The 23,621-nt window shown below is 45.5% G+C and carries 22 protein-coding genes and 2 tRNA genes; 12 read left to right on the forward strand and 12 right to left on the reverse strand.

Going from position 1 to position 23,621, the window contains the following annotated elements:
* Positions 1–518: 518 nt before the first annotated feature.
* Positions 519–1,319 carry a glucosamine-6-phosphate deaminase gene (gene nagB, locus L9Q39_RS14260; protein ID WP_237485775.1) on the reverse strand — a complete coding sequence of 267 codons (801 nt, stop codon included), beginning with the start codon at positions 1,317–1,319 and terminating at the stop codon, positions 519–521.
* A 358-nt stretch (positions 1,320–1,677) separates the two neighbouring features.
* On the opposite strand from nagB, the gene L9Q39_RS14265 reads away from it, so the two are divergent.
* Positions 1,678–2,592, forward strand: a complete 915-nt coding sequence (locus L9Q39_RS14265) for a LysR family transcriptional regulator (protein ID WP_237485776.1) — start codon at positions 1,678–1,680, stop codon at positions 2,590–2,592.
* A 49-nt stretch (positions 2,593–2,641) separates the two neighbouring features.
* Here the strand turns inward: L9Q39_RS14265 and L9Q39_RS14270 are convergent, their stop codons facing one another.
* Positions 2,642–3,178 (reverse strand): NUDIX domain-containing protein, encoded by a 537-nt coding sequence (locus L9Q39_RS14270; RefSeq protein WP_237485777.1) that lies wholly within the window; start codon positions 3,176–3,178, stop codon positions 2,642–2,644.
* Between the two features lie 373 nt (positions 3,179–3,551).
* Between L9Q39_RS14270 and L9Q39_RS14275 the strand changes: the two genes are divergently transcribed.
* The gene (locus L9Q39_RS14275; RefSeq protein WP_237485778.1) at positions 3,552–4,412 is read left to right on the forward strand and encodes an SMP-30/gluconolactonase/LRE family protein; all 861 of its coding nucleotides are present in this window, start codon (positions 3,552–3,554) and stop codon (positions 4,410–4,412) included.
* Between the two features lie 68 nt (positions 4,413–4,480).
* Here L9Q39_RS14275 and L9Q39_RS14280 read toward each other — a convergent pair whose 3' ends face one another.
* Positions 4,481–4,720, reverse strand: coding sequence for a hypothetical protein (locus tag L9Q39_RS14280; protein ID WP_237485779.1), 240 nt, complete (start codon positions 4,718–4,720; stop codon positions 4,481–4,483).
* A 304-nt stretch (positions 4,721–5,024) separates the two neighbouring features.
* Entirely contained in the window at positions 5,025–5,516 is a 492-nt protein-coding gene (locus L9Q39_RS14285) for a GNAT family N-acetyltransferase (protein ID WP_237485780.1), read from the reverse strand.
* Between the two features lie 528 nt (positions 5,517–6,044).
* Between L9Q39_RS14285 and L9Q39_RS14290 the strand changes: the two genes are divergently transcribed.
* Positions 6,045–7,232, forward strand: coding sequence for an MFS transporter (locus L9Q39_RS14290; RefSeq protein ID WP_435532842.1), 1,188 nt, complete (start codon positions 6,045–6,047; stop codon positions 7,230–7,232).
* A gap of 90 nt (positions 7,233–7,322) precedes the next feature.
* Here the strand turns inward: L9Q39_RS14290 and L9Q39_RS14295 are convergent, their stop codons facing one another.
* Positions 7,323–7,757, reverse strand: coding sequence for a YccF domain-containing protein (locus L9Q39_RS14295; protein WP_237485781.1), 435 nt, complete (start codon positions 7,755–7,757; stop codon positions 7,323–7,325).
* A 155-nt stretch (positions 7,758–7,912) separates the two neighbouring features.
* The gene (locus L9Q39_RS14300) at positions 7,913–8,173 is read right to left on the reverse strand and encodes a DUF5062 family protein (protein WP_237485782.1); all 261 of its coding nucleotides are present in this window, start codon (positions 8,171–8,173) and stop codon (positions 7,913–7,915) included.
* 219 nt (positions 8,174–8,392) lie between these two features.
* Between L9Q39_RS14300 and L9Q39_RS14305 the strand changes: the two genes are divergently transcribed.
* Positions 8,393–9,346 carry an endonuclease/exonuclease/phosphatase family protein gene (locus L9Q39_RS14305; protein WP_237485783.1) on the forward strand — a complete coding sequence of 318 codons (954 nt, stop codon included), beginning with the start codon at positions 8,393–8,395 and terminating at the stop codon, positions 9,344–9,346.
* 12 nt (positions 9,347–9,358) lie between these two features.
* Here the strand turns inward: L9Q39_RS14305 and L9Q39_RS14310 are convergent, their stop codons facing one another.
* Together L9Q39_RS14310 and ahpF are read right to left on the reverse strand one after the other, a co-directional pair.
* Positions 9,359–9,694, reverse strand: a complete 336-nt coding sequence (locus L9Q39_RS14310; RefSeq protein WP_237485784.1) for a zinc ribbon domain-containing protein YjdM — start codon at positions 9,692–9,694, stop codon at positions 9,359–9,361.
* Positions 9,695–9,843: 149 nt separating this feature from the next.
* Positions 9,844–11,439 (reverse strand): alkyl hydroperoxide reductase subunit F, encoded by a 1,596-nt coding sequence (gene ahpF, locus L9Q39_RS14315; protein WP_237485785.1) that lies wholly within the window; start codon positions 11,437–11,439, stop codon positions 9,844–9,846.
* Positions 11,440–11,797: 358 nt separating this feature from the next.
* On the opposite strand from ahpF, the gene L9Q39_RS14320 reads away from it, so the two are divergent.
* Positions 11,798–12,232, forward strand: coding sequence for a gamma-glutamylcyclotransferase family protein (locus tag L9Q39_RS14320; protein ID WP_237485786.1), 435 nt, complete (start codon positions 11,798–11,800; stop codon positions 12,230–12,232).
* Between the two features lie 72 nt (positions 12,233–12,304).
* Here L9Q39_RS14320 and L9Q39_RS14325 read toward each other — a convergent pair whose 3' ends face one another.
* Positions 12,305–13,867, reverse strand: a complete 1,563-nt coding sequence (locus L9Q39_RS14325) for a polysaccharide lyase family 7 protein (RefSeq protein ID WP_237485787.1) — start codon at positions 13,865–13,867, stop codon at positions 12,305–12,307.
* 784 nt (positions 13,868–14,651) lie between these two features.
* On the opposite strand from L9Q39_RS14325, the gene L9Q39_RS14330 reads away from it, so the two are divergent.
* Positions 14,652–14,993 carry a rhodanese-like domain-containing protein gene (locus L9Q39_RS14330; protein ID WP_237485788.1) on the forward strand — a complete coding sequence of 114 codons (342 nt, stop codon included), beginning with the start codon at positions 14,652–14,654 and terminating at the stop codon, positions 14,991–14,993.
* A 128-nt stretch (positions 14,994–15,121) separates the two neighbouring features.
* Here L9Q39_RS14330 and L9Q39_RS14335 read toward each other — a convergent pair whose 3' ends face one another.
* Positions 15,122–15,727, reverse strand: coding sequence for a YitT family protein (locus L9Q39_RS14335; protein ID WP_237485789.1), 606 nt, complete (start codon positions 15,725–15,727; stop codon positions 15,122–15,124).
* A 324-nt stretch (positions 15,728–16,051) separates the two neighbouring features.
* Between L9Q39_RS14335 and L9Q39_RS14340 the strand changes: the two genes are divergently transcribed.
* Both L9Q39_RS14340 and L9Q39_RS14345 read left to right on the forward strand, forming a co-directional pair.
* Positions 16,052–16,672 carry an acyl carrier protein phosphodiesterase gene (locus L9Q39_RS14340; RefSeq protein WP_237485790.1) on the forward strand — a complete coding sequence of 207 codons (621 nt, stop codon included), beginning with the start codon at positions 16,052–16,054 and terminating at the stop codon, positions 16,670–16,672.
* 78 nt (positions 16,673–16,750) lie between these two features.
* A complete protein-coding gene (locus L9Q39_RS14345) occupies positions 16,751–18,040 on the forward strand; it encodes a DEAD/DEAH box helicase (RefSeq protein ID WP_237485791.1) in 1,290 nt (429 codons plus the stop codon).
* Between the two features lie 70 nt (positions 18,041–18,110).
* Here the strand turns inward: L9Q39_RS14345 and ltaE are convergent, their stop codons facing one another.
* Together ltaE and L9Q39_RS14355 are read right to left on the reverse strand one after the other, a co-directional pair.
* Positions 18,111–19,118, reverse strand: coding sequence for a low-specificity L-threonine aldolase (ltaE, locus tag L9Q39_RS14350; RefSeq protein WP_237485792.1), 1,008 nt, complete (start codon positions 19,116–19,118; stop codon positions 18,111–18,113).
* Positions 19,119–19,131: 13 nt separating this feature from the next.
* Positions 19,132–19,650 carry an NUDIX hydrolase gene (locus L9Q39_RS14355; RefSeq protein ID WP_237485793.1) on the reverse strand — a complete coding sequence of 173 codons (519 nt, stop codon included), beginning with the start codon at positions 19,648–19,650 and terminating at the stop codon, positions 19,132–19,134.
* 366 nt (positions 19,651–20,016) lie between these two features.
* On the opposite strand from L9Q39_RS14355, the gene viaA reads away from it, so the two are divergent.
* The 4 genes from viaA to L9Q39_RS14375 all read left to right on the forward strand — a co-directional run bounded on the left by viaA (position 20,017) and on the right by L9Q39_RS14375 (position 23,590).
* Positions 20,017–21,510, forward strand: a complete 1,494-nt coding sequence (viaA, locus tag L9Q39_RS14360) for an ATPase RavA stimulator ViaA (protein WP_237485794.1) — start codon at positions 20,017–20,019, stop codon at positions 21,508–21,510.
* A gap of 68 nt (positions 21,511–21,578) precedes the next feature.
* A complete protein-coding gene (locus L9Q39_RS14365; protein WP_237485795.1) occupies positions 21,579–23,234 on the forward strand; it encodes an ATPase RavA domain-containing protein in 1,656 nt (551 codons plus the stop codon).
* A gap of 174 nt (positions 23,235–23,408) precedes the next feature.
* Positions 23,409–23,482: transfer RNA gene (locus tag L9Q39_RS14370), tRNA-Cys, on the forward strand.
* An 18-nt stretch (positions 23,483–23,500) separates the two neighbouring features.
* Positions 23,501–23,590 (forward strand) — tRNA-Gly (locus L9Q39_RS14375).
* Positions 23,591–23,621: the final 31 nt, after the last annotated feature.

The following is a 23,621-nucleotide window of genomic DNA, read 5'->3' on the forward strand; positions in this document are numbered from 1 at the left end:
TCCAAAATAAAACCGTGAGCCGAGTTGAGAAAATTTTTGCCTTCAAGCCTTTTGTCAATAACTGTTAACTGATTTAAAAAAGGAGAAAAAAAATCTTAAGGTTCCGTATTGCGGAAATTATTTTGCGCAATATGTCTCATATTGTGAGAATTTATGTCGTATAAACGATTTACTCAGGGGAAGGTGCAGTTCAAGTCTATGGAAATAGCAAAGAAAACCAGTCCGAAGTTGGCTGGCTGAGATCGATACTCGGCATAAATAGGGAGAGTGATGTTAACAGGCTGAACGCATCGAAAAATTGAGACAAAAAAAATCCCTGCTGCAAATGGCAACAGGGAGAAGATAGTAATGTCCATATTGGTGGAGGCTGGCTGAGTAGCCTCAATATCAACAATAAAAAATAGAATGGATCTCTACACTGCTAATGTAGGAGGGGTATTCTATCGCCTCTATTTGAGAGACTTAATTAGCCAAAAGTAGTATAACATCGCATAAAACTGGAATCTAATATTGCAATTTTATAGACCTTTGATGTTTTCTACTTCTAATTCGTTGAAATATTTTACGGTTTTTACTTTGAGCTCTTGCTGAGCTGGCTCATCAGCAACGATGATGGCTTTGCGGTGCATCTGCAGTGCCGTCACTGTCCACATATGGTTGACCGAGCCTTCGATTGCCATCTGCAACGCGAGTGCCTTGTTATGACCAAGAGTGAGGATCATCACTTCTTCAGCATCCAACAACGTCGCGACACCGATGGTCAGGGCGTATTTTGGTACTTGGCTGATGTCATTGTCGAAGAAACGTGAGTTAGCGATACGAGTATCTTCAGTCAGTGTTTTAATGCGCGTGCGTGAATTAAGTGACGAACCCGGCTCATTAAAAGCGATATGCCCATCAATACCCACGCCGCCCATAAATAGATTGATCTTGCCGTAAGCGCGGATCTTGTCTTCGTAAGCCGCACAGTGTGCATCAATATCTTCAGCTTGACCGTCGAGTAGGTTGATGTTTTTTTCTTGAATATCAACGTGGTTGAAGAAGGTGTTGTACATAAATGAACGGTATGACTCAGGGTGATTTGGGTCGATACCGACGTACTCATCCATATTAAAGGTCACGACGTGCTTGAAACTCACGACACCTTGCTGATGCAGTTCAATCAACGCCTTGTAGGTTGAAAGTGGCGTTCCGCCAGTCGGAAGACCGAGCACAAACGGCTTGTCTTCAGTGGGTTGGAAAGCATTGATACGTTCTGCAATGTGGCGTGCAGCCCATTTACCGACGAGCTTAGCGTTTTGTAATGGAATCAGTCTCATGAGTTTCCCCTAAAGTCTTTTGGATACGGAAGTTATTTCGCAGTATAAAATAAGATTATCACTCCGGCTACGCATTTTTGCACTTTTAAAGCTAAGTTTGATCAAAATCGACTTTTTAAACGATTATGCTCACCATTTAAACCGACCATAATACGATTCATAAAAACATAAATTCGCTCTTAAAATAAAGTATCTCAGCTTGACTAACATCAGCGAGGCTGAGAATCATCACCTACAACCTACAACCTACAACCTACAACCTACAACCTACAACCTACAACCTACAACATTACCTATTGCCTAAAACCCATTCCCTTAAGTAAGATGCGCCATTGACCACTCATTATTGGGCATAAAAATGGATTTTGAACGATTGTCGCGCATCAGCTTTAAGCATTTGACGGTGCTTCACGTGATGTTGGATACGTACAGTGTGACAAAAACAGCGCAGATACTGTCTGTGACACCGTCGAGTGTCAGTAAAATCTTGTCTCAGTTGAAACAAGGCTTGTCCGATGAGCTGTTCTTGCGAGACAGCGGCCAACTGTTGCCAACGTCTTATGCGTTGAAAATTGCACCGACCGTCAATTCGATGCTTGCAAACATGAATCAACTGCTCACAGAAGAAGCGTTTCAACCGGCGCATTTTGATGGCAAATTTGCATTCTCCATGCGCCAGAGTACGTTCGAAATTTTTGCCAAACCTTTAGGTAAATTGACCGTTGATGCCGCTCCTAATGCCAAACTGCAAGTGACCACCAAGGCGAGATACGGCTTTCAAGCCCTACATAGTGGTCTGATTGATTTTATCCTATTGCCTCACGATGTCACTCAAACACCGAGCCACAATAAGGAGTTAAGTTGGGAGCCGATCATTGAGGATGAGCGGGTTTGTCTGATGAGACCAGAGCATCCGTTAGCGAACTCGACATTAAGCCAGCAAGATTATTTGCAAGCCAGCCATGTGGATGTTTTAGATTCTGAGTTATCTGAATCGCTATTCGAGAAGATACTGAAACAATATGAGCATGAACGAAATACAAAGATCTCGGTGTCGGACTACGGCTGTGCGGCGCTCCTATGCCAGCATTCGGATATTGTATTGACCTGTTCTAAAGCATGGGCTGATGTGTCGCTGCAAGCTCAAGGTTTGGTGCAGAAAACCTTACCGTTTGCGGGCAACAAACTTGCATATAGCTTGGTATGGAACCGATTTAACACCAATGCCCATACCATCAGTTGGCTGGTGAATTATTTACGCTCACGAGACTGATTACACGTACGCGACTGGCTCAGCGTCAGTCGCAGACACACACGGTAGGCTAGACTAACCCTTTCATTTTCGCTAACCCCCAAGCACCGGTGGTAACGATATCTTGTATTTCACCATTGAGTATCATGGCTTCAAAGTCCGCGATTGAGAATCGAGCGCTAATCAGGTCTTCTTCTTCCAGATCAAGGGATTGATGAGATAAGGTTAATTCTCTGGCGAGATAGATGTGGCAGGTCTGGTTTAGAAAACCATAAGCGATAAGTTGTTGACCAACATAGGTCATTTTGTTGGCGATCAGTCCCGTCTCTTCTTGCAGTTCGCCTTTGGCAAGCTCAAGGTGATCCGCATCGGGTCGTGATTCCCATGCACCCTGCGGTAACTCCCAAAATCTCGCCCCGACAGAATAGCGATACTGCTGCACCAGATAAACATCCTGCTCTTCGACTGCAATGATCACGGCACAATCAGGCTTGTCTACCACGCCGTAGATGCCTTGCACGCCACTTTCACGTTCAATTTGGTCTTCTCTTACGGTCATCCAGTTATTTTTGTATACGACTTTTGAGCTGAGCGTTTTGATTGCCATGCCGACGTTTCCCTGTATTGAATAGTTTGCTACGAGTCAGTCCATTAACGGTTATTACTTTACCCTGACTTAATTGGGCGGTAAACCAAGTATCCAAGTTAGACGAAAGGGGAAGTGGATAATTTACATTGTAAATTAATACGATTGGTGATTATTTTGCTATGTTACAGGTGACGAGTCACTAAGTGTTCCAAGTAGTGTCGCACCGTGTTTACACATGCTTATGGGTTACAGTCGATTGGCTTGGTTAATCTATACTGCTTCTTAACATCAGTTATGTTGATACCCAAGCAAACCTCGCTGAACCTCGCATCTTGAGGTCACTTGGGTATATAATTTGCGGAAATCGCTTGGTATAAAAAATGGAATCGTAATGAGCTTACCGCAATCAATTGAGTTTGAAACATTTGTAGAACTGGAATTTGATTTAGCCGAATGCCCACGTTGGGATTGGCGCAATCAGATGTGGATGTGGGTGAATATTTGTGATGGAGAACTGTGGCGTCATCGCGATGGCGTGGCGGAATGCCGTAAATTTGATGACCTGCTAGGCTGTTTTGGCATGCACGGTGAGCAAGGTTACCTTCTTGGCTGTAAGTCGGGTCTTTATTATCTTGCGGATTGGCAGTCCGAGCGCGAATTGATTGCGCCGTTAGTCTCCGATTACCCACGTATGCGTTACAACGATGGGCGTATTGCACCGGGTGGTCGTTTTGTTGCAGGTACACGAAATGGCGCTAAAGAAGGTGATCAAGGGCAGTTTCATCAGTTACATCATGATGGTCGTGTCGAACCGCTTCCTATGTTTGCATGGACATGTAACGGTATGGCTTTCTCACCGGATGGCGAGTGGTTGTATTGGTCAGACACCGGAAGTAGCAAAATTTTTAAACATCGCTACCACTCGCAAACCGGTGAATATGGTGAGCAACAACTGCATTGTGATCTGACGAGTTATAACGGGCGTCCAGATGGTGCAAGTGTTGACCAAGAGGGCAACTATTGGGTGGCGATGTATGCGGGTCAATCGGTCGTCAAAATTTCTCCACAGGGTGAAGTGCTTACCGTGATCCCGGTTGAGATGGAGAATCCAACCATGGTTGGGTTTGGTGGAGAATCGCTCGATGATCTGTTGGTCAGTTCCGCCAATGGCAGTGATGAAAGAGGCAAGCTACTGATTGCAAAAGGGGTTGCTAAAGGTCAAAAGGAGTGGGTCTCGAAGTGGACTCGCTAGATTAGGCGACTATTCGCTACATTAGGCTACTGATAGAGACCAAATGACCAGCCAATCGGCTGGTCATTTTAATTCATCAGTGAAAACGGTTGTACTCGGTTCATCTCGCCCAACTCGTCTTCGTTGATGTACTTTTTGGCGATGACATTGCCAGACACTACGAGGTGAGAGATATAATCTCTGCAAGATGAGCTAGGAATCGAACCCCACATAAAGTCAGCTTTAGTCGTATCACTGAATTCAATATTTAACACGATATGACCGGGCTCTAATCGCATGTCATAAACATTTATTTCACATTTCTGCATAACGATACTCCTTAAATTTTGGCTCTAAACCTAGAGTACATCTAATGTCTGACGTTAATCTAAATCAATTAGGTTAAAGTTTCGCGACGTCTCATTGTTGTAACGTAGAATTATTATTGAAACAAAATGGTACTCACCATTAACATTAATATTACACCTTGATCTTGACAGAAACTTTGAACGAGCGAAGATAATTAATCAAAATTAAATGTATTTATCCAAATTTGAATCCAGCTCATAAAAACAGTCAGGCTGATAGGATTAATGTTAATAAAATGTATTTAAAGTTAATATTGTATGTTAATTAATTTTTGATTCGAGCCATATAATAGGTGGAGACATAGTCACCATCTCGATAAACCGAATATTGTGCCTCACCTTCTATCTCAAAACCGTATTTAGAATAAAGCGCGATGGCAGCTTTATTGTCTACCGTCACTTCAATCTGAATCCTTAAGACATTGAGCCAGTTATCAGCAAGTTCTAGAATTGTTTCAATTAGTTGGCTACCAATCCCCATGCCGTGGTACTCATCGTGAACACCAATGCCAAACGAAGCGCAGTGGGCAGTGCGTGGTCGTTGCGAGTGTTCAAAGCCAATATTGCCGACGATCTTGCCATCCAATTCGGCGACGTAGCTATAAAGACCTTGAGGGATGTTGCTTAATCGTTCCTGCCACAATGCCGTTGATGGTAAAGGTAATTGTAGTGTTTCTCGTTGCGCTTTAGGTTGTGAGTAAAGCTCACTAATACCTTTAGCATCGGCGACTTCCGTGGGTCTGATAATAATATTCATAAGCGCATTATCCTTCTTAATTGTGGGGATATTTAAGGCATTTGAGTGATATACCCAAGTGACCTCGTATCTTGAGGTGACTTGGGTATAAGTATTATTTTATAAATTAAACTCACTTGGTTGTCAGTATATAAAACAACTTAGAACAATGGCGATATTTGGGGTCAATGATTTACTTATTAGCGGCTATTTCCCTAGTCAGTTTAGGATTGCAATCAGAAACCGATATTTATGGCATCATTCGCCATCTGTTTGATTTCTATTAAAGGCGTCGAGTTCCTCTGAATTTTGCATCTTGAGGTAACTTGGGGATAGAAGCAAACTGGCAACCGTGTTCGAGTGCGGTATACTTGCAGCGAGGTTCCGATGCGTTGAAAAAGGATGTCATTTAGCTATCGAGCATCAGGAATTCGGGTCAATGGTTTGTCCTCGTTATGATTTTCCTCATTTCTGGTTTCTTTTCCATTATCGAATGTGAACAAGGGTTGGGCAAAAGCCCAACGATAAGCGCTTAGTAGGATTGTAAGTATGCTGTCTAGTAAAGCCGCCAATGATTGGCGCACTCCACAAAATTTTTTAATTATTATCTCCATTATTGTGCCGATTGCTTTTTCTAGCTGGATGGCGCTGCTAAATAACTTTGTGGTTGAAAAAGCAAACTTTGATGGCTCCGATATTGGTTTGCTGCAAAGTGTCCGTGAGATCCCAGGTTTTCTCGCGTTTACCACCGTGTTTGTGCTGCTGTTTATTCGTGAGCAGAAATTCATGATTGTCTCTCTGTTACTACTGACGGTAGGTACTGCCATCACAGGGTTGTTTCCTTCAGTTGCTGGCTTATTGGTCACAACCTTAATCATGTCAACCGGCTTCCATTATTTTGAGACCTTAAAACAGTCCTTGTCACTGCAGTGGTTAACGAAAGAAGAAGCACCCGAGATGTTGGGCAAGTTGATCTCTGTTGGGGCGTTGGCGTCTTTGCTGACTTATGCCGCACTTTGGGTGATGCTTGAATTACTCCGGTTGGACTATGTGTGGGTCTACGGTATTTCAGGGGGCGTGGGCTTACTGTTGGTACTGGTGATTGCCCTCGCGTTTCCTCAGTTTAAATCCGAGACACCACAAACCAAGAAACTAGTGTTGCGAAAGCGCTATTGGCTCTATTACTCGCTGACATTTATGAGTGGCGCCCGTAGACAGATCTTTACCGTATTCGCAGGTTTTCTGATGGTCGAAAAATTTGGCTACAGCGTGGCGGATATCACTTTACTGTTTCTGATCAACTATCTGTTTAATTTCCTGTTTGCCAAAAAAATTGGTCGTTTTATCGGTGTGGTAGGTGAGCGAAAAGCGCTGATGTTTGAATACGTTGGATTAATCTTGGTGTTTGTTGGCTACGGTATGGTTCAGACGGCGGAATGGGCGGCGGCATTGTACGTGGTTGATCATCTGTTTTTTGCGTTAGCGCTGGCGATTAAAACCTATTTCCAAAAAATCGCTGATCCCGCCGATATGGCTTCGACGGCAGGGGTTTCTTTTACCATTAACCATATCGCCGCGGTAGTTATTCCGGTGACATTCGGCTTTATCTGGTTAGTTTCACCTGCGGCAGTGTTTTACATTGGCGCTGCGATGGCAGGGGTATCACTGCTGCTGTCGCTGAATATTCCCAAGCATCCCGAGGATGGTAACGAGGTCAGAGTGCTAAAGTGGAGTTAATGCTGCCGTTATTCGGTATTTGGTTTAGGAAATAACGCGACGTGGGAATCATGAGGCTCAAGTGGTAATGAGCCTCAGCAGCCATCCAGTTTAGGAAAGGTTGTTTTTACCGTAAGCAGCTTCAATATCTCGTCTCTCGACAATGGTTTTGCCGATGGGCGCGAGCGAGATCAGCGCCAGTTTAAAGTGCTGAATACCAAAAGGTATGCCGATGATGGTGACAAAAAACATTAAGGCGCAGGCGACGTGACCAATGGCTAGCCAGATACCGGCAAAAATAAACCACAACACATTACCAATAACGCCAAAGGGGCTGGTGCCGATATCTCTTGAGCCATTGACGATGTTTCTTGCGACGACCTCTTTTCCGAACGGGAAAAATGAAAATGTACCGATAGTAAAGCAGGCTCGACCCCAAGGGATGCCAATGATTGAGATAAACGCGATCAGACTCACCAACCACCATCCCAATCCCATGACGACGCCGCCGAAGACGAACCAAATAATATTTCCTAATGTTCTCATACTAAATCACTCTGCTGTTCCATTACCGCTTGTCAAAGTATATACCCAAGTTACTCGGTGTTGCTGATTGAGGGAGCTTGGGTATATACAATCGTTCATCGAGCTACACAATAGCACTGTTACCTGAACAGAAACTGAATATGTTGCGGCAATGGCTATTTTAAGGGATCGTCATCAGGTAAAGCGCTGTGCATCCACAGCGCTAAGCGTTTTTTCAAGTTAGCGCCATCCAGTTTACCTTCCGGAAGTGGCGTGATTTGATTCACTTCAACCAAAAATAAATAAACGGCTTTGATTTTGACCGGTTGAGAACTGGCTGGAAGTTTAATACCTTGCATCTGAGCCAGTTGAAAGCCGATTTCGACGGCTTTTTTCACTAGCTTATCTTCATTTTGTACTTTATGCGTTTTGGACATGGTCTTGCTCCCCTTATTGCTGTCGCGTCGTTTTTTCTGAACAAGCCACGAGAGTGACGGATAATGATTTTTCCTCAGTATATCAAAGGGATTGGTTGAGTCAGTGACGCTGCACCAAATAATTCAACTCTAACCCCTATTTGATTATGAGCGATAATACGTGATTGAGGATGATTTAGGTTACACTAATGCGGTATGACAACACATTAGAGAACGATTTTGCAGACCAGACAGACCGTTACCTTTGCTACCGCTAACTTGTTTAACTTTGTAGAGCCGCCTGGCGCTTATTATGATTTTGAGAATATCTATGAGCGTGAGGCTTGGCAGCACAAATGCCACTGGACTCAAAATCAGTTATCGCAACTCAATGCCGATGTGGTGGGTTTGCAGGAAGTGTTTAGTATTGATGCGGCTCGTGACATGATGTGTGCATTAGGTTACCGCTATTTTGCCACCGTCGATGAACCTCATGTGGCGGATGAGTATATCTACTCAAAACCCGTCGTAGCGATTGCGTCAAAATATCCGATCAGTGAATGTAAAGCCGTGACGCCTTTGTCTGCGATTGAATTGGCGTATGAGGTGGATTTGCCTAGCTTTAGTCGCCCGCCGATTTGCGCCACTGTTCTGGTTCCTGATATTGGTCATTTAACGGTCTACGTCTGTCATTTGAAATCGCAACGAGCCACAGAGGGACGGGATAGCGCGGTTTCTATGCCACTCGTTGGTCGCTGGCTGTCCAGCCAGCAGCGCGGATGGGAGGCGGTCATGCTCTACCAGTTTATGGCGAATGAGTATGATCAACAGCCTGTGCCAACGGTGTTACTGGGCGATATGAATCAATCACTGACTAGTGATATTACCTCGCAGCTTACCAGCAATGCCGTTCAACAGCAGGGGGCTCGATTTTGTTTAAAAGATAGCTGGGAGTTGCTTAAACAGCCGATAGCAGACTCAAACCGTCCCGCTACCCATTATCACTTTGCTCAGGGGAACGTGTTGGATTACATTTTGCTTTCGCCAGAGTTTCATCCTGACTTACCGTATTCCATGGCAGATGTGACGGCTTACACGACGCTGGACCAGCATCTTATTAATCCGAAATTTGCAACGGATAGGCAGGCGAGTGATCATGCCTTTGTCTCAGTGACGGTAGAGTTTGTGCTTTAAGGGAGCGCTCCGTTATGCCTTTTTAACAAATGCGGCGGTGACCACCATATCGCCCGCGCCATCCACCTTGCAGTCGAGTTGATGATCTTTACCCTCTTTGAGGCGACGAATTACCGCTTTGGTGCCTATCTTGAGAACCAAAGAACTGCCTTTCACTTTTAAATCTTTAATCAAAGTGACCTTATCACCCTCAGCCAATAACGCGCCGTTGGCATCATTGACAATAATTGCCTCTTGTTCTGCTTGGTATTCAGGATTCCACTCATAAGCGCATTCCGGGCAAACAAGTTGTTCTTGGTCGGCATAAATGTAGGGAGATTGACAATTTGGGCATGGAGGTAAGGACATGTTTTTTACTTAGTGACTGAGATAATGAGGGTTATTGTACGTGGATTACCTTGAGTAACCAAATTACCTTGAGTAGCCAAATTGCCGATATAAAAAAAGGTTGAAGCCTAGACTTCAACCTTTCAATTCAATAGCAGTAACAGTAATGGTTACGCGACTGACTCAGCTTGCTTTGTTGGTTGCGGGTTACGGATAAGATAATCAAACGCACCTAAGCTCGCTTTTGCACCTTCACCCATCGCAATGATGATTTGCTTGTAAGGTACGGTTGTCACATCACCTGCAGCGAAGACGCCTGGTAGACTTGTGCTACCGTGAGCATCGATTTCAATCTCACCACGTGGTGATAGGTTAACTTTTGTCTCTTTTAACCACTCACTGTTTGGCATTAGACCAATCTGTACAAAGATACCCGCTAGCTCAACTTGCTTGATCTCACCTGTGTTGCGGTCTTTGTATTCAAGACCTGTAACACGGTTGCCGTCACCTAACACTTCAGTGGTTTGCGCCATCGTGATGATTTCGATGTTTGCTGTGCTGTTGGCTTTGTCGATAAGCACTTGGTCGGCACGCAATGTGTCAGCAAATTCAAGAACCGTCACATGCTCTACAATACCGGCTAGGTCAATCGCAGCTTCGATACCAGAGTTACCGCCACCGATAACCGCTGTGCGCTTACCTTTAAATAGTGGACCATCACAGTGTGGGCAGTACGCGACACCTTTGTTGCGGTACTCTTGCTCACCCGGTACGTTCATTTCTCTCCAACGCGCACCAGTGCTGGTGATAACAGTGCGACTCTTTAATACGGCGCCACTTTCTAGTTCAACATGGATATAACCGTCTTCTGTCTCTTCCGCACCAATGATGTTGGCAGCGCGCTGTTCGGTCATAATGTCAACGCCATACTCTTTAACGTGTTCTTCTAGGCTAGCAACCAGTTTTGGACCTGTGGTGGCTTTCACTGAGATAAAGTTCTCGATTGCCATTGTGTCCATGACCTGACCACCAAAGCGTTCCGCAACAACACCGGTACGAATCCCTTTACGTGCAGCGTAGATAGCGGCAGAAGAGCCCGCTGGACCACCACCGACAACCAGTACGTCGAAAGGTGCTTTTTCATTCAGACGAGAAGCCTGTTTCTTCGCGGCGCCAGTATCGACTTTGTTGAGGATCTCTGCCAGAGACATTCTACCTTGACCAAACAACTCACCGTTTACGAATACGCTCGGTACTGCCATGATATCGCGCTGTTTAACTTCATCTTGGAAGCTCGCACCGTCAATCATTGTGGTTTTGATATTCGGGTTAATCGCAGACATCATGTTGAATGATTGCACCACTTCAGGACAGTTTTGGCACGAGAGTGAGATGAAAATCTCTACATTCAGCTCACCGTCTAGCGCGGCGATTTGTTCAATCGTATCGGCTTCTAATTTAATTGGGTGGTTACCACTGTGCAACAAAGCCAAAACCAGTGAGGTAAATTCGTGACCCATCGGTAAGCCCGCAAAACCGATCGCTGTGCCTTTTTGTGGGTTCACAACCTGCATAATTGGCTTACGGTCGCTGGCGTTATCATCGCGTACTACGGCGATCTTGCTACTTAACGCGGCAATATCGTTCGCGAGAGCCTCAAGCTTGCCTGCGGTTTCACTATTATCAAGGCTGAGTGAAAGTTGAATGTCGGTTTTTAGGTTTTCTAAATAAGCTTTTAGCTGTTGTTTCATTGCTTGGTCTAACATAGCGATACCTGCATAAAATTCTGGTCAAATAAATTCGTGGGAAATAAAAACTGGAAATAAAAAAGGGCTTCCCACTCTCTGTTGTTAACCGGCTCCCCCGAGCTGATGTTGCTATAATGCAACGACAGCTTTGATAAATAAAATCGAACATATCTATTCTTTTGATAGGCTGACCCTATACACTTACAATTTGTATTGATTTGGCTTGATGCCACTTATCCCGTTGTCATCAGGGATATTGTCATTACAAGGTTATTGCTACTACAAGGTTATTGCGATTACGGGGCTATTGCGATTACAAGGATATGAGAGTCACTAAGCTTGTTGTGAGTAGCGACATCAGAAGGAAGAAGTAACGATGAATACTGTGTTTGTTTATGGCTCCCTGAAACAGGGGTTTTCTAACGACCACTTGATGGCTGAGGCTAAGTATTTAGGCGATGGCACAACCCAAAGCAGTGACTACCATTTGGTTTCATTAGGATCTTACCCCGCGGCACTCAAGCATGGTCGCCATCCTATTGTGGGCGAGTTGTACCAAGTGGATGATAATACGTTTCACCACTTGGATTTATTAGAAGAGCATCCGGATTTTTATTGTCGAGAATGGGTCGCTATCGAAGACAGCAATGGCGAAAAAGTGGCGGCGTGGCTGTATATCTTGGTGGCTGACTTTGACGGTGAAATCCCTAGCTTTGCATCGCAACAGCCCCTTTTTTGGAGTGAAGCGTTGCAAGTGGCACAAAAACCGCTGAGGCACGAAGAGAGGAAGCGGAAGTCAAATGCGCGATAAAAAAATACGCTCCACTAAAAAATAGCAGAGCGTATAGATACTAGACTAGAACACGGCTGTCGAGAGGGTTAATTAACCTTCATATTTGCTGTGTGTCGCTTTTAGCTTATAGAAAGTCGCTTGAACGTAGTCGTCCATTTCGCCATTGATGTTTTGGTTGTAGACACCCGCTTTGAAGTACATGTAGCGACCGCCTTGGTCATAACCACTTTCACTCATATCAACCACTTGAGTCACGTCGTCTTTACCTTCACGGCTTAGAGTCACCGTCATGGTGTTACCGACAACCTCGATGCGGTAGCTAAACTTCTCACCAAGCGCAATACCTTGATCGCCCACTTCCGCTTGCATATCACCCACTAGACCGAAGTACTGCTCACCGCCAGTGATGGTGTTTTCATGCGCAAAATAGACCGAACCGGTTGGTTGGTTAGGGAGTTTGCGGTAGTAAAGACGGATTGGCTCATCATCTTTGTCGTGGATCTGACCGATGATGAAACGACCCACTTCATGCGCATCGCCTGTGGTGGTGGTGTGGTCAATTTTTAGCGTTGCTTCTAGTACGCCGTCAACCGCCGCCGCGGCTTTCAGATCAGCGACAGGTGCGGAGCTGAATACCCAGTTATTTTTGTTAACACCCTGAGTACGGATAGACTGGTCACCACGACGCAGCATTTCGCGCAGTTCAGTTCGCGCATATTTAGTGTTTGCTGAGGTACGCACACCTTTAACGAATGACTTAAATACCATACCGCCATCGTCTGCCGTGTAGAAAACGTCAGGGTGCTGATAACCGTTGGCTAGGTTCCACTCAGACACATCGTCTGGCTTGCCATTTTTATCGTGGTCAAATGGCTGCGATAAATACCACTGAGTCAGGTCAAAGTTATCGCTTGGTGCATTACCTGCTTGTGGTGTGTCCGGTAATCCGGTTGGGACTGGCATTGCTGTGCGAGTGTTACACTTCACCGTCGTATCACAAGGGTAGACCGCTGGTGCGCCCCAGTTGCCTGAACGCAGATCTTTACGCGCTTCTTTGCGTGCTTTCTCTGCTGCTGCCATCTCTGCAATGAGAGTTTGCTCAGCGGCAACCACGTCAGAGGTGATAATATGTGCTGATGGGCATGCATTTACATCACAGTTGATCGCTGCCATTTCAGTCACACTGTTCCAACCGTTTTTGGTGTTGCCATCGCCGACATAGCGCACATAACGCGCCTTAACCGCTGGCTCAAACTGGAAGCGCTCCAAGCCAATGACTTCGCCTGAGCTGATTTGATCTTTTAATACCGTCGTCCAGTTTTGACCGTCTTCACTGACTTGAATATCAAAACGCGTTTGACGCTCGTTACCCTTACTAAACGCAACTTGTACGGCATCAAAATCGTAAACAGAGCCATAGTCCAGCATTGCCCATTCACCTGACCCACTGGCTGACCAGCGAGTGGATAGGTCTTGATCAAACAGACGCTCTGGACCATTACCATCGTGAGTGCTAGCGGTAATCGCCACAGGAACCAAAATCGGTTCACCTGTCTCTTTGTTATTGCTGAATTGGGATTCCGTGGTTGAAGCACAACCAACAGCCAATAGGACAGAAGAAGCAATGACACTTTTTAGATACTTATGTTTCATTTTTATTTACCTATTGCGAGTGACAAATTAGCAAGACTAAGTTGCCGTACAAAAAATAATGTATTTGTTAAAGGTTAAGAATAAAAAGAGGAGGGTGATAAAGCGCCTTAACTCTTTTTATTAAAATAAAATTGTTCAGCTCATAGTGGTAATTAGAATACATACTAAAGTAATACAAATAGAATCGATTTTTATGTAAATGCGACCTAGTTCTAACTTAGACTGTGCAACAACAGGGTGGATGTTAATATTGAAAAGGCTATTAATGGCTAGATCCAAATTGACACTAATTGTTACAGGTTGATTTTGTCGACTTGGTCACATATTTATTGCCAGCAGAGACCGTTCAGCCGTTTTACACGTTGAATCTGCGGGCAATACATCGCCCATCGCGGAGTTAGAAACGCAAAGCCAAGAGTGGTTATGCGGTGAAATGGTGTCTTGAATAAGTCGCTGTTATATACCCAAGTTACCTCAAGATGCGAGGTTCAGCGAGATTTGCTTGGTTTGTGGACAAGGCAACGACTCGAAGATTTGGTGGTTCTAAATAAAGAGTCGTTAACGCCGGCCACGAGCCAAGCAAACTCGCCCGAAGGGAGGTCCTAGATGACTTTATCTCGGCGTCAAATATGCTTGAAAGGATTCACCATTCCTTCACATCTTTTCCTTGATATAAAGTCATCTAGGACCTCTGAACTCTGCATCTTGAGGTAACTTGGGTATAGAAGTTAACTTGGGTATAATATGAACGATTTATTGTAAATGAATCTAAATTGAGGACTTTATGTTGCGACGTATATTATTGATGGTTATGGCGGTTTTAGTGAGCACTCCTGTGTTGGCGTCTTCCATAAGCGAGTGGCTTGATGATGAAAAGGCACTAATTATTGATGTGCGCACGCCACAAGAATACCAAGCCGGTTTTATTACAGGGGCTATTAATATTCCTGTTAATAGCCTGTCAATATCATTGGATCAAATTCCGAGTGATCGCCCAGTCGTTTTGTATTGCCGAAGTGGCCGACGTTCTTCATCCGCCCTACATTTTTTGCAGAACAAGGGATACAACAACGTTTATGATGGGGGTGGGATTGATAAGATGCGTGCTGTTGTGTCCAAAGAGTAATGGAACGTCGTATTGCTGTGCCATGCTGTTGTTAAGTCACGTGTTAATTTAATCAATGGAATCAATAGAGGCAGCGCTATTGTCAACCCGTCACTTGTAGACGGGTCAACAGGCTATGATGGCTTATCTTAGGATCTTGGAATCGGTTGATAGCGTCCTGGCTTGTGGTTCATGGCTAGGATGATATTGGTTGCGATAGCCCCTAAGATCGACAGGGCGACAATGGAAATATCAACAATAAACAGCGAAAGGACCACAATGCTTGAATCCAGTGCCAATTGGATTTTTCCTGCGGATATCCCGTAGCGTTCTTGAATAAACAGCGCCAAAATATTGAAGCCACCCAAGCTCATTTTGTGGCGGAAGATGACCAACACGCCCATACCTATCAAAGCCCCGCCAATCAATGCCGCATAAACAATATCTAAATGAGCAAATTGAATCGCATGGTAGAGATGGTCGACGGCGAAAGAAACAATAGAAACCGCAATCAAGGTGTTGAGGGTAAATTGCCATCCCATACGAGTGATAGAAAGAAAATAAAACGGCAGGTTGAGGGCAAAGAAGACCTGTCCAAAACTAAAACTGGTGACTTTGGTGATAAAAATAGCCAGACCTGCTGTGCCGCCGGTGAGTAAGCCGACATGGTTGAAAATAATCACGCCCAGAGAGACGAGTGCACTACCGACAGTCAATGCCAGTAGGTTTTCTTTAACAGTATGATCCTTGTCCATAAGGCAATATCCTTTGTGTTTGGTCTGAGAATGTATGGCTTTAAATAACATTGTTCTCTAAATTCCGTGACGCGCATCATATATCTCTATAGTAGCGAGTGTCGACAATGGATCAATCAATCAGCCACTCACCAAGGTGTTTAATGAGGTTTACAACTCATGACCCAGAAAAGGGCAGGGGTAACCGGGGCAGTCAGACTTTGCTACACTCGATGTATCATCACTTGCTCATTAGCGACCATTAACGAAAGCGGCTATTAACTAAAGCGTTTATTAGCTAAAGCGTTTATTAGCTAAAGCACCGATTAACCGACAGAAAACAGTATGAACTTTCTCGCACACCTGCATATCGCGCATCACTGTCACAGTGACCTTATGGGCAATTTATTGGGGGATTTTGTTAAAGGGAACCCAGACACACAATTTGTACCGCCCATCGCCAATGGGATCAGGTTACACCGTTACGTGGACTCGTTCACCGACGCTCATCCGATGGTAAAACAGTGCAAATCACAGTTTTCTGCGCCTCACCGTCGCTTTGCGGGTATTGCGTTGGATATGTTTTGGGATCACTGTCTGGCGAGGTATTGGCATCGATTTCATCCACACAGTTTAGAGCAATTTGTGTTATCGGCTCAGGCGCGAGTGTTAAGCCAGCAAGCGGCGACGGATGATTTGCCGGATCGCTTTGTGACGGTCTCCACCTCAATGTGGCAGCAAGATTGGTTGTTGTCTTATCAGGAGTTCGACAATATACACTATGCTCTAAAAAGGATGTCACAACGGAGCGCCAGAATGGCTCCCTTAGCGCTGTGCTTTTCCGACTTGGAGCGTCACTATAGCGATTTCTCGACACAATTTATCACTTGGTATCCCACATTGCTGGCAGAGTCAGCTCGCTATCATGCCCAACTTATTGAGGTGAAAGCGTTCGATGCGGATTGAGGCTGAGCTGAAAGATCTGTTAAACTCGCCGACCCCAATCAGCACTCGCCGGTTAACCAGAAAGATAGATAGGATCTTATGAACCCAACACATGCCACCGATAACGAGATCCGCTTCGAGGATTTCCCACTTGACGATAAGTTGCAGCACAATGTCGCCAGTTTAGGGTATCAACAACCGACACCTATCCAAGCTCAAGCGATCCCGCATCTGTTGCAGGGCAGCGATATTCTTGCGGGTGCACAAACGGGAACAGGTAAAACTGCGGCGTTTGGTATTCCATTGATACAGGCTTTACTCGATACGCCAGTCTCAGAATCCGCGGCGCATAATGCGGTACGTGCTTTGGTGATTACCCCGACGCGTGAGTTGGCGCAGCAAGTCTTTGACAACCTTGAGCCGTTAGCGAAAGACACAGGGTTAAAAATTGTTGCGGCGTATGGTGGCACCAGTATTAATGTGCAGACCAAAAATCTAAAAGGGGGCACCGACATTTTAGTCGCGACACCGGGTCGCCTTTTGGACCATCAGCACGTACGCAACATTACGCTCGCCGAGTGTCACTATCTTGTACTTGATGAGGCAGATCGCATGCTCGACATGGGCTTTATGCCGGATTTGAATCGCATTATTAAGCGTCTGCCACGAGAGCGCCAAACCATGATGTTCTCGGCGACGTTTGAAACGCGAATTAAAACCTTGGCTTATCGTCTGATGCAAGATCCGGTTGAGGTTCAAGTGACGCCGGAAAACTCCACTGCCGAGACGGTCAAGCAGATGGTGTATCCGGTGGATAAAAAGCGCAAGCATGAGTTGTTGGCGTATTTGATTGGCTCACGCAATTGGCAGCAGGTGCTAGTGTTCACCAAGACTAAGCAAGGGAGCGATGCCTTAGCCAAGGAGCTGAAACTTGATGGTATTAATGCAGTCTCGATTAATGGCGATAAGAGTCAAGGCGCGAGGCAGAAAGCGTTAGATGACTTTAAATCAGGCAAAGTGCGTGCACTTATCGCCACCGATGTTGCCGCGCGTGGTCTGGATATTCAGCAGTTGGAACAAGTAGTGAACTATGAGTTGCCATACAAAGCAGAAGACTATATTCACCGCATCGGTCGCACCGGTAGAGCTGGACGCGCTGGCTTTGCGGTTTCGCTGATGAGCCACGACGAACATTATCTATTAGAAGCGATAGAGCGACTATTAGATGCCCGTCTACCGCAAGAGTGGCTAGAAGGATTTGAGCCAAGCCCCGAGCCTCCGGTCGAGAATGAATCAGGTCGACGAAAAAGTGGACGCTCGGCAGATAAGAGAAAAATGAAAGCCAAGCTTAAAATTCACGCCAACCGCGGTAAGCATAAGTCGAGATAATCATAAAAAACGAGAGCCCAATTGTTGGGCTCTCGTTTTTTTGTGTCTTTCACTTACAGGAAATCAGTGACTAGTTTAGACACTCCGCTAGCTTTTCTAACAACACCGCGATGTCTTGCGAATCAACATCTTTATGGGTCACAAACCGGATAGGGTTGCTGGGTGACACCAAAATACCTTGCGTAGCGAGCTGTTGGCATACTGCTTCGATGTCGATGCTCGGATCGACTTTGGCGAACACAATGTTGGTGTGCACAAAATCGGGGTTAACAGAGAAACCAGCAAGTTGCTGCAAACCTATCGCCAATGCTTTGGCGTTGGCGTGATCGTCAGACAAGCGCAGAGTTTGTTCTGTTAAGGCGAGCTTACCCGCAGCAGCTAAAATGCCCGCTTGGCGCATACCGCCACCGAGCATTTTACGAATACGACGTGCTTTGGCGATCAGCGCTTTGCTGCCCAGTAATAGGGAACCAATCGGTGCTGCTAATCCTTTGGATAAGCAGATGGTCATGCTATCGAAATGCTGGCTGATTTCAGTGATGTCAACCTCTAGTGCCACCGCCGCGTTATAGACGCGAGCGCCGTCAAGGTGCAACTGTAACTGATGTTGGTCGGCGAATTCTCTCGCTTGAGCGAGGTAACTTAAAGGCAGTACCTTACCGTTAATGGTGTTTTCGAGACTCAATAGTTTAGTGCGAGCAAAGTGGAAGTCATCAGGTTTAATCGCTGCGGCGAGTTTGGTGAAATCTAGACTGCCGTCTGGTTCGTTGTCAATCGGTTGAGGCTGAATCGAGCCCAATACTGCCGCGCCTCCGGCTTCATATTTATAGTTATGCGCTTGCTGACCGCAAAGGTACTCATCGCCGCGTTCACAATGACTCATTAAAGCCAACAAATTAGCTTGGGTGCCTGAACTGGTAAACAGTGCGGCTTCAAAACCATGTCTTTGTGCTGCCCACTGCTCCAATTCATTCACGCTTGGGTCGTCTCCGTAGACGTCGTCACCCACAGGTGCATTCGCCATTGCGTGACGCATAGCGTCAGTCGGTTGGGTTACGGTATCGGAACGAAAATCCATGACTACATCTCTCCTAAATTAATCCACAAAGCACGGCTTTGCTAAAACAAGCGATGGTTTTAGCATCGGTGATTTCACCATCAATAATCGCTTGTTGCAATTGCTGTTTTGTTAGTGTGAAGCGTTCAATGACTTCATCGTCGTCGGCAGTAAATTCATTACTAGGTATCAAATCTTTGGCTAAGAATAGGTATTGCGTCTCATCGCAAAAGCCAGCAAGGGGCGTGATTTCCCCTAATGACGTCAACGACTGGGCTTTTAATCCGGTTTCCTCAATCAATTCGCGATAGGCGCAATCTTGAGGGTTCTCTCCATGCTCCATTGTGCCTGCGGGGATCTCAATTAACCAGCGCTTGATAGCAGCACGATACTGGCGCAACAACACAATATTACCCGCCTTATCAATAGGGAGAATCACCGCGGCACCGGGATGTTGAATCATGGTGTGCGTGATTTGCTGATGGTTGGGCAGGATGATGGTTTCCTCAACTAAAGCGAGGGTTTTCCATTGATGTAGAGTTCGGACGGTCATGGTCTATCCTTAAAGTTTATCCCTAAATGTGCTGTGCAGTGGCAACCACCAGAGTTGGTCTGTCAGTGAAGAGTCTGTCAATCCAGCGTAGCTAAATCAAGAGTGCAAAAGCAAGAGCGAATATGGCAACAGGGTCAGTATCAAATTTGAAAGCAGAAACGATCGAAAATGGAAACAGAGTTTACCGTACTATGATGTAACAAATAATTAAGTTATATCACTCTTAGTGAGATGTTGTTCACAGTTTTAGTTTGGAAAGCCACCGTTTAAAAGCCAGCGTCTAAAAACCAGCGTTTAAAAACAAAGTGTGGCTTTCGAGCTTTAGAAAAAAACAGCATCAATTTGGTCGATTAACTGGAGAGTACAATGCTTGGGGCTGATAGCCTAAACCTTGCCATGATGGTAGCGGAATCAGGAATCATTGATGCAGCAGTCAGAGATGTGGTTATGCAAGCCGATTTATTGTCGGTCGGTAGTGACGAGGGCGTAAAGAAAAGTGTCACTGAACATCTTTCCAAGTGGACCGAAAATGTAAAGCATCGCCTGATTCATTCCAATCACACCCACACATTGCAAGATGATTTAGACCAGTATCAAGAAGTGGTGTATCTCAGTGAAGACGAATTTGTGTACCAATTCGATACCATTCTTGCCAAGATCGACAGCGAATCGCCTTTCTACCAACAAGCCCATCAGTTAGCCGCGAGCAAAGACACCTTGCCAAACTCCATCTTCGCCCGTCAATTTTGTCGTTATTGGTATGACTGTCTCAAACAGGCAGTAGAAAGCGGTCAGCAGCAGACGCTTGATGAGCAAAAATCTAAGTTACTGAAAGAGCTATATAAACGAATTGAAACGCTGAAAGATATGGATCACCTGTCCGATACCGGTAAAGACGAGAGTTTGGGGCGTTTATGGGATCTGGCTGGGGGAAGCCTAACCAAACAAGATTGGAAACAGATCGAGCAATATTCGAATTACTTGGCGCAACACTCTGAGCTCAATGATATCGCTAACCAATTGGGCCGCATGGCGAAAGAGGTCGATGCGCCGGAGTTAAATCGTGCGCAAGCCGAAAATCAGGTACAGGCTGAAGTACAAAGCGATTTTGCCACCGATGATATCGTCGGTATTCATGTCAGCAACGATATCAATAAGTTGCTCCCTAATGAGACCATGTATCTCGCATTTCCAGAGCTTGAGACTGTGTTCTATCAACATCTTGCAGAGAAGCGATTACTGACTTACAAAAGCGAAGGCAAGCAGCGTTCGATTCGTAAACTGCTCACTCCCACCCATAGCAGCGGAGAAGCAGACATTGAGCAGGGTCCGATTGTGATTGCCGTTGATGCATCCGGTTCCATGCAGGGGAGCCCAGAAAAATGCGCGAAAGCGATGGCGTATGCGTTGCTTAAGATTGCTGCGGAGCAGGATCGTGAATGTCAGCTTATTTTGTTCTCCTCAAGCTATGTGACTTATGACTTTACCAGTGATAACGGCTTAAAAGAGGCGAGTGATTTTCTCTCCTACACCTTCAAGGGAGGCACAGATTTTGGCAAATTGCTTTCCTATGCGGTGGATGCGATGTCTGAAGAGCGTTATATCAACGCAGACTTGATTGTGATTTCAGACTTTATTGCCCCAAGCCAAAGTGACGAAATCGTAGCAAAGGTCACTGCGCTACAAGGCAAATACAACCGTTTTCATTCACTCTGCTTATCGAAATATGGCAATCCAGAACTGATGAGCTTGTTCGATTGCCAGTGGCGTTACCATCCAAGTCTAATGGGTCGTATCGCACAAAGTCCCGCCAAAGGTTTCAACAAAGCAAAAAGTTTCTTTGCTCAGCAGTTTGGGTAATAAAACAAGATAGGCTAGAGTGAACAATCCAATCACGTCGACCGTGCGGTTAATACAAAGGAATTACAATGATCAAACCCACCATGGTGTCTCACGCGAATAAAGCATTGCTCGCTGAACGTATTAACAAACTGGCAGCCGCGCTCTCCGATGGCGTTTATGAGCGCCAAGAAACCATCAAGTTGTGTTTGTTAGCGGCGTTATCTGGCGAAAGTGTTTTCTTATTAGGTCCTCCGGGGATCGCTAAAAGTCTGATTGCCAAACGCCTGATCCAAGCGTTTGATAGCCATAGCTACTTCGAGTATCTGATGACGCGCTTTTCGACACCCGAAGAGGTGTTTGGACCATTAAGCATCCAAGAACTCAAAGACAATGGTCGTTACCTGCGCTTAACCGATGGCTATTTGCCAACGGCTCAGGTGGTGTTTCTGGATGAGATCTGGAAAGCGGGTCCCGCCATTCTCAATACCTTATTAACCGTAGTGAACGAAAAAACCTTCAAAAACGGCAGTGATGTTGAGCGCGTGCCGATGCGTCTGTTGATCTCCGCATCGAATGAATTGCCTGATGAAGACAGTGGTCTTGATGCTTTGTATGATCGAATGTTGGTGCGAGTGTTCGTGAATCGCATCCAGAACAAACAGAACTTTAAGTCCATGTTGACCGTAGGCACTCCCCTTGAGGCGAAAATCCCTGACGGTTTGGCGATTACCGATGAAGAGTATCACCAGTGGCAACAAGAGCTTGAGGACGTTGCTTTACCTGATGACGTGTTCGACAAGCTTTATCACCTCAAAACCATGCTTGAGAATGCCGCGGAGCATCACCACCTAGCGGAGTCTGAACTGTATGTTTCTGATAGACGCTGGAAGAAAGCGGTCAAACTGCTTAAGGCGAGCGCCTTCTTTAATGGGCGTGATGCGGTCAATCCGCTCGATCTCTTACTGTTGCAGGACTGTCTCTGGAACAGCCCGGAATCATTAGAGATCATCACTAACGCGCTAAAAGAATTTGCCCTCAATCATGCATTTGATCAGCAAGACGTCTCGATGTCGATCGAACGCATCAAAGAAGATATGCGAGATATTCAAGACGAGATAGAAACCGAGTTAGCGATTTCTCTTTCTATGGAAGCTGGGACAGGTTTAAGACGCAAAGATACTTATCAGTATAATTTAAGCCATGCTAAAACCTATAAAGTTGGGACCGCCGGGAATCTAATTAAGCTAGTGCTGCTGCAAAGCAATATGTCGGTTTCAGAAAATGAAAAGGGCGATAGCCGTTGGGTTTATGTTGCCAAGGACGAACTGAGTCGAGCGATTAAAGAGGGCGGGAGTGATGTTTATGGTTATGTTAATCACAACACGCATCTATGCCGTTTACGGGTTGAGGTCGATGCTAATCATCAACTCGCCGTCAAAGACATTGCCAATCGTTCGGTATTGGCAACACTAGTATCGACACAGAGCGTCGCCGCCGACAAGCGACAAGCCTGGGCGCAAACTGCCAATACTTTGGTGGCACAGTTAGAAGAGACAGAGCACCATTTACGCTTGGTACGTTCTAAGTTTCACGCTGCCTTGCCTCACGGTTTTATCCGCGCTGACTTACCCACCGAGATGGAAATGAGCCTTTCTCAAGTAGCGAGCTATTTAGACAATACCATCGAAGAAGCGAAGAAATCAGCGGCAAGAATTAGCGAGTTTGAGACAAGCTTTCTGTAGTGGAATGTCAGCGTTGTTGAAAAAATAACAAAAGCGTTTGAATGATAAACACATTGCGGCATTTATCGTCAAACAGGTCTGTTTTCTTATTTTTTTGTTTGACTAATTTTCTCTAACCGTTAAAGTAAGCGCCGAACACAACAACGAGCCTCTCGTTAACGTGTTGAAAAATAAGGCGCCTTGGCAGAGTGGCTATGCAGCGGATTGCAAATCCGTGGACCTCGGTTCGACTCCGGGAGGCGCCTCCATTCTCTCTTCGAGAATTTGCGACACTAGCTCAGTTGGTAGAGCGCAACCTTGCCAAGGTTGAGGTCACGCCTTAAGCCTTGAAATTAGGAACCTCGTGTGTCGCTCCAAATATAAAGATATGGCGAAAGCGGTATCCAA

This window comes from Vibrio hippocampi, from assembly GCF_921292975.1.
In the GTDB taxonomy this organism is placed as follows: domain Bacteria; phylum Pseudomonadota; class Gammaproteobacteria; order Enterobacterales; family Vibrionaceae; genus Vibrio; species Vibrio hippocampi.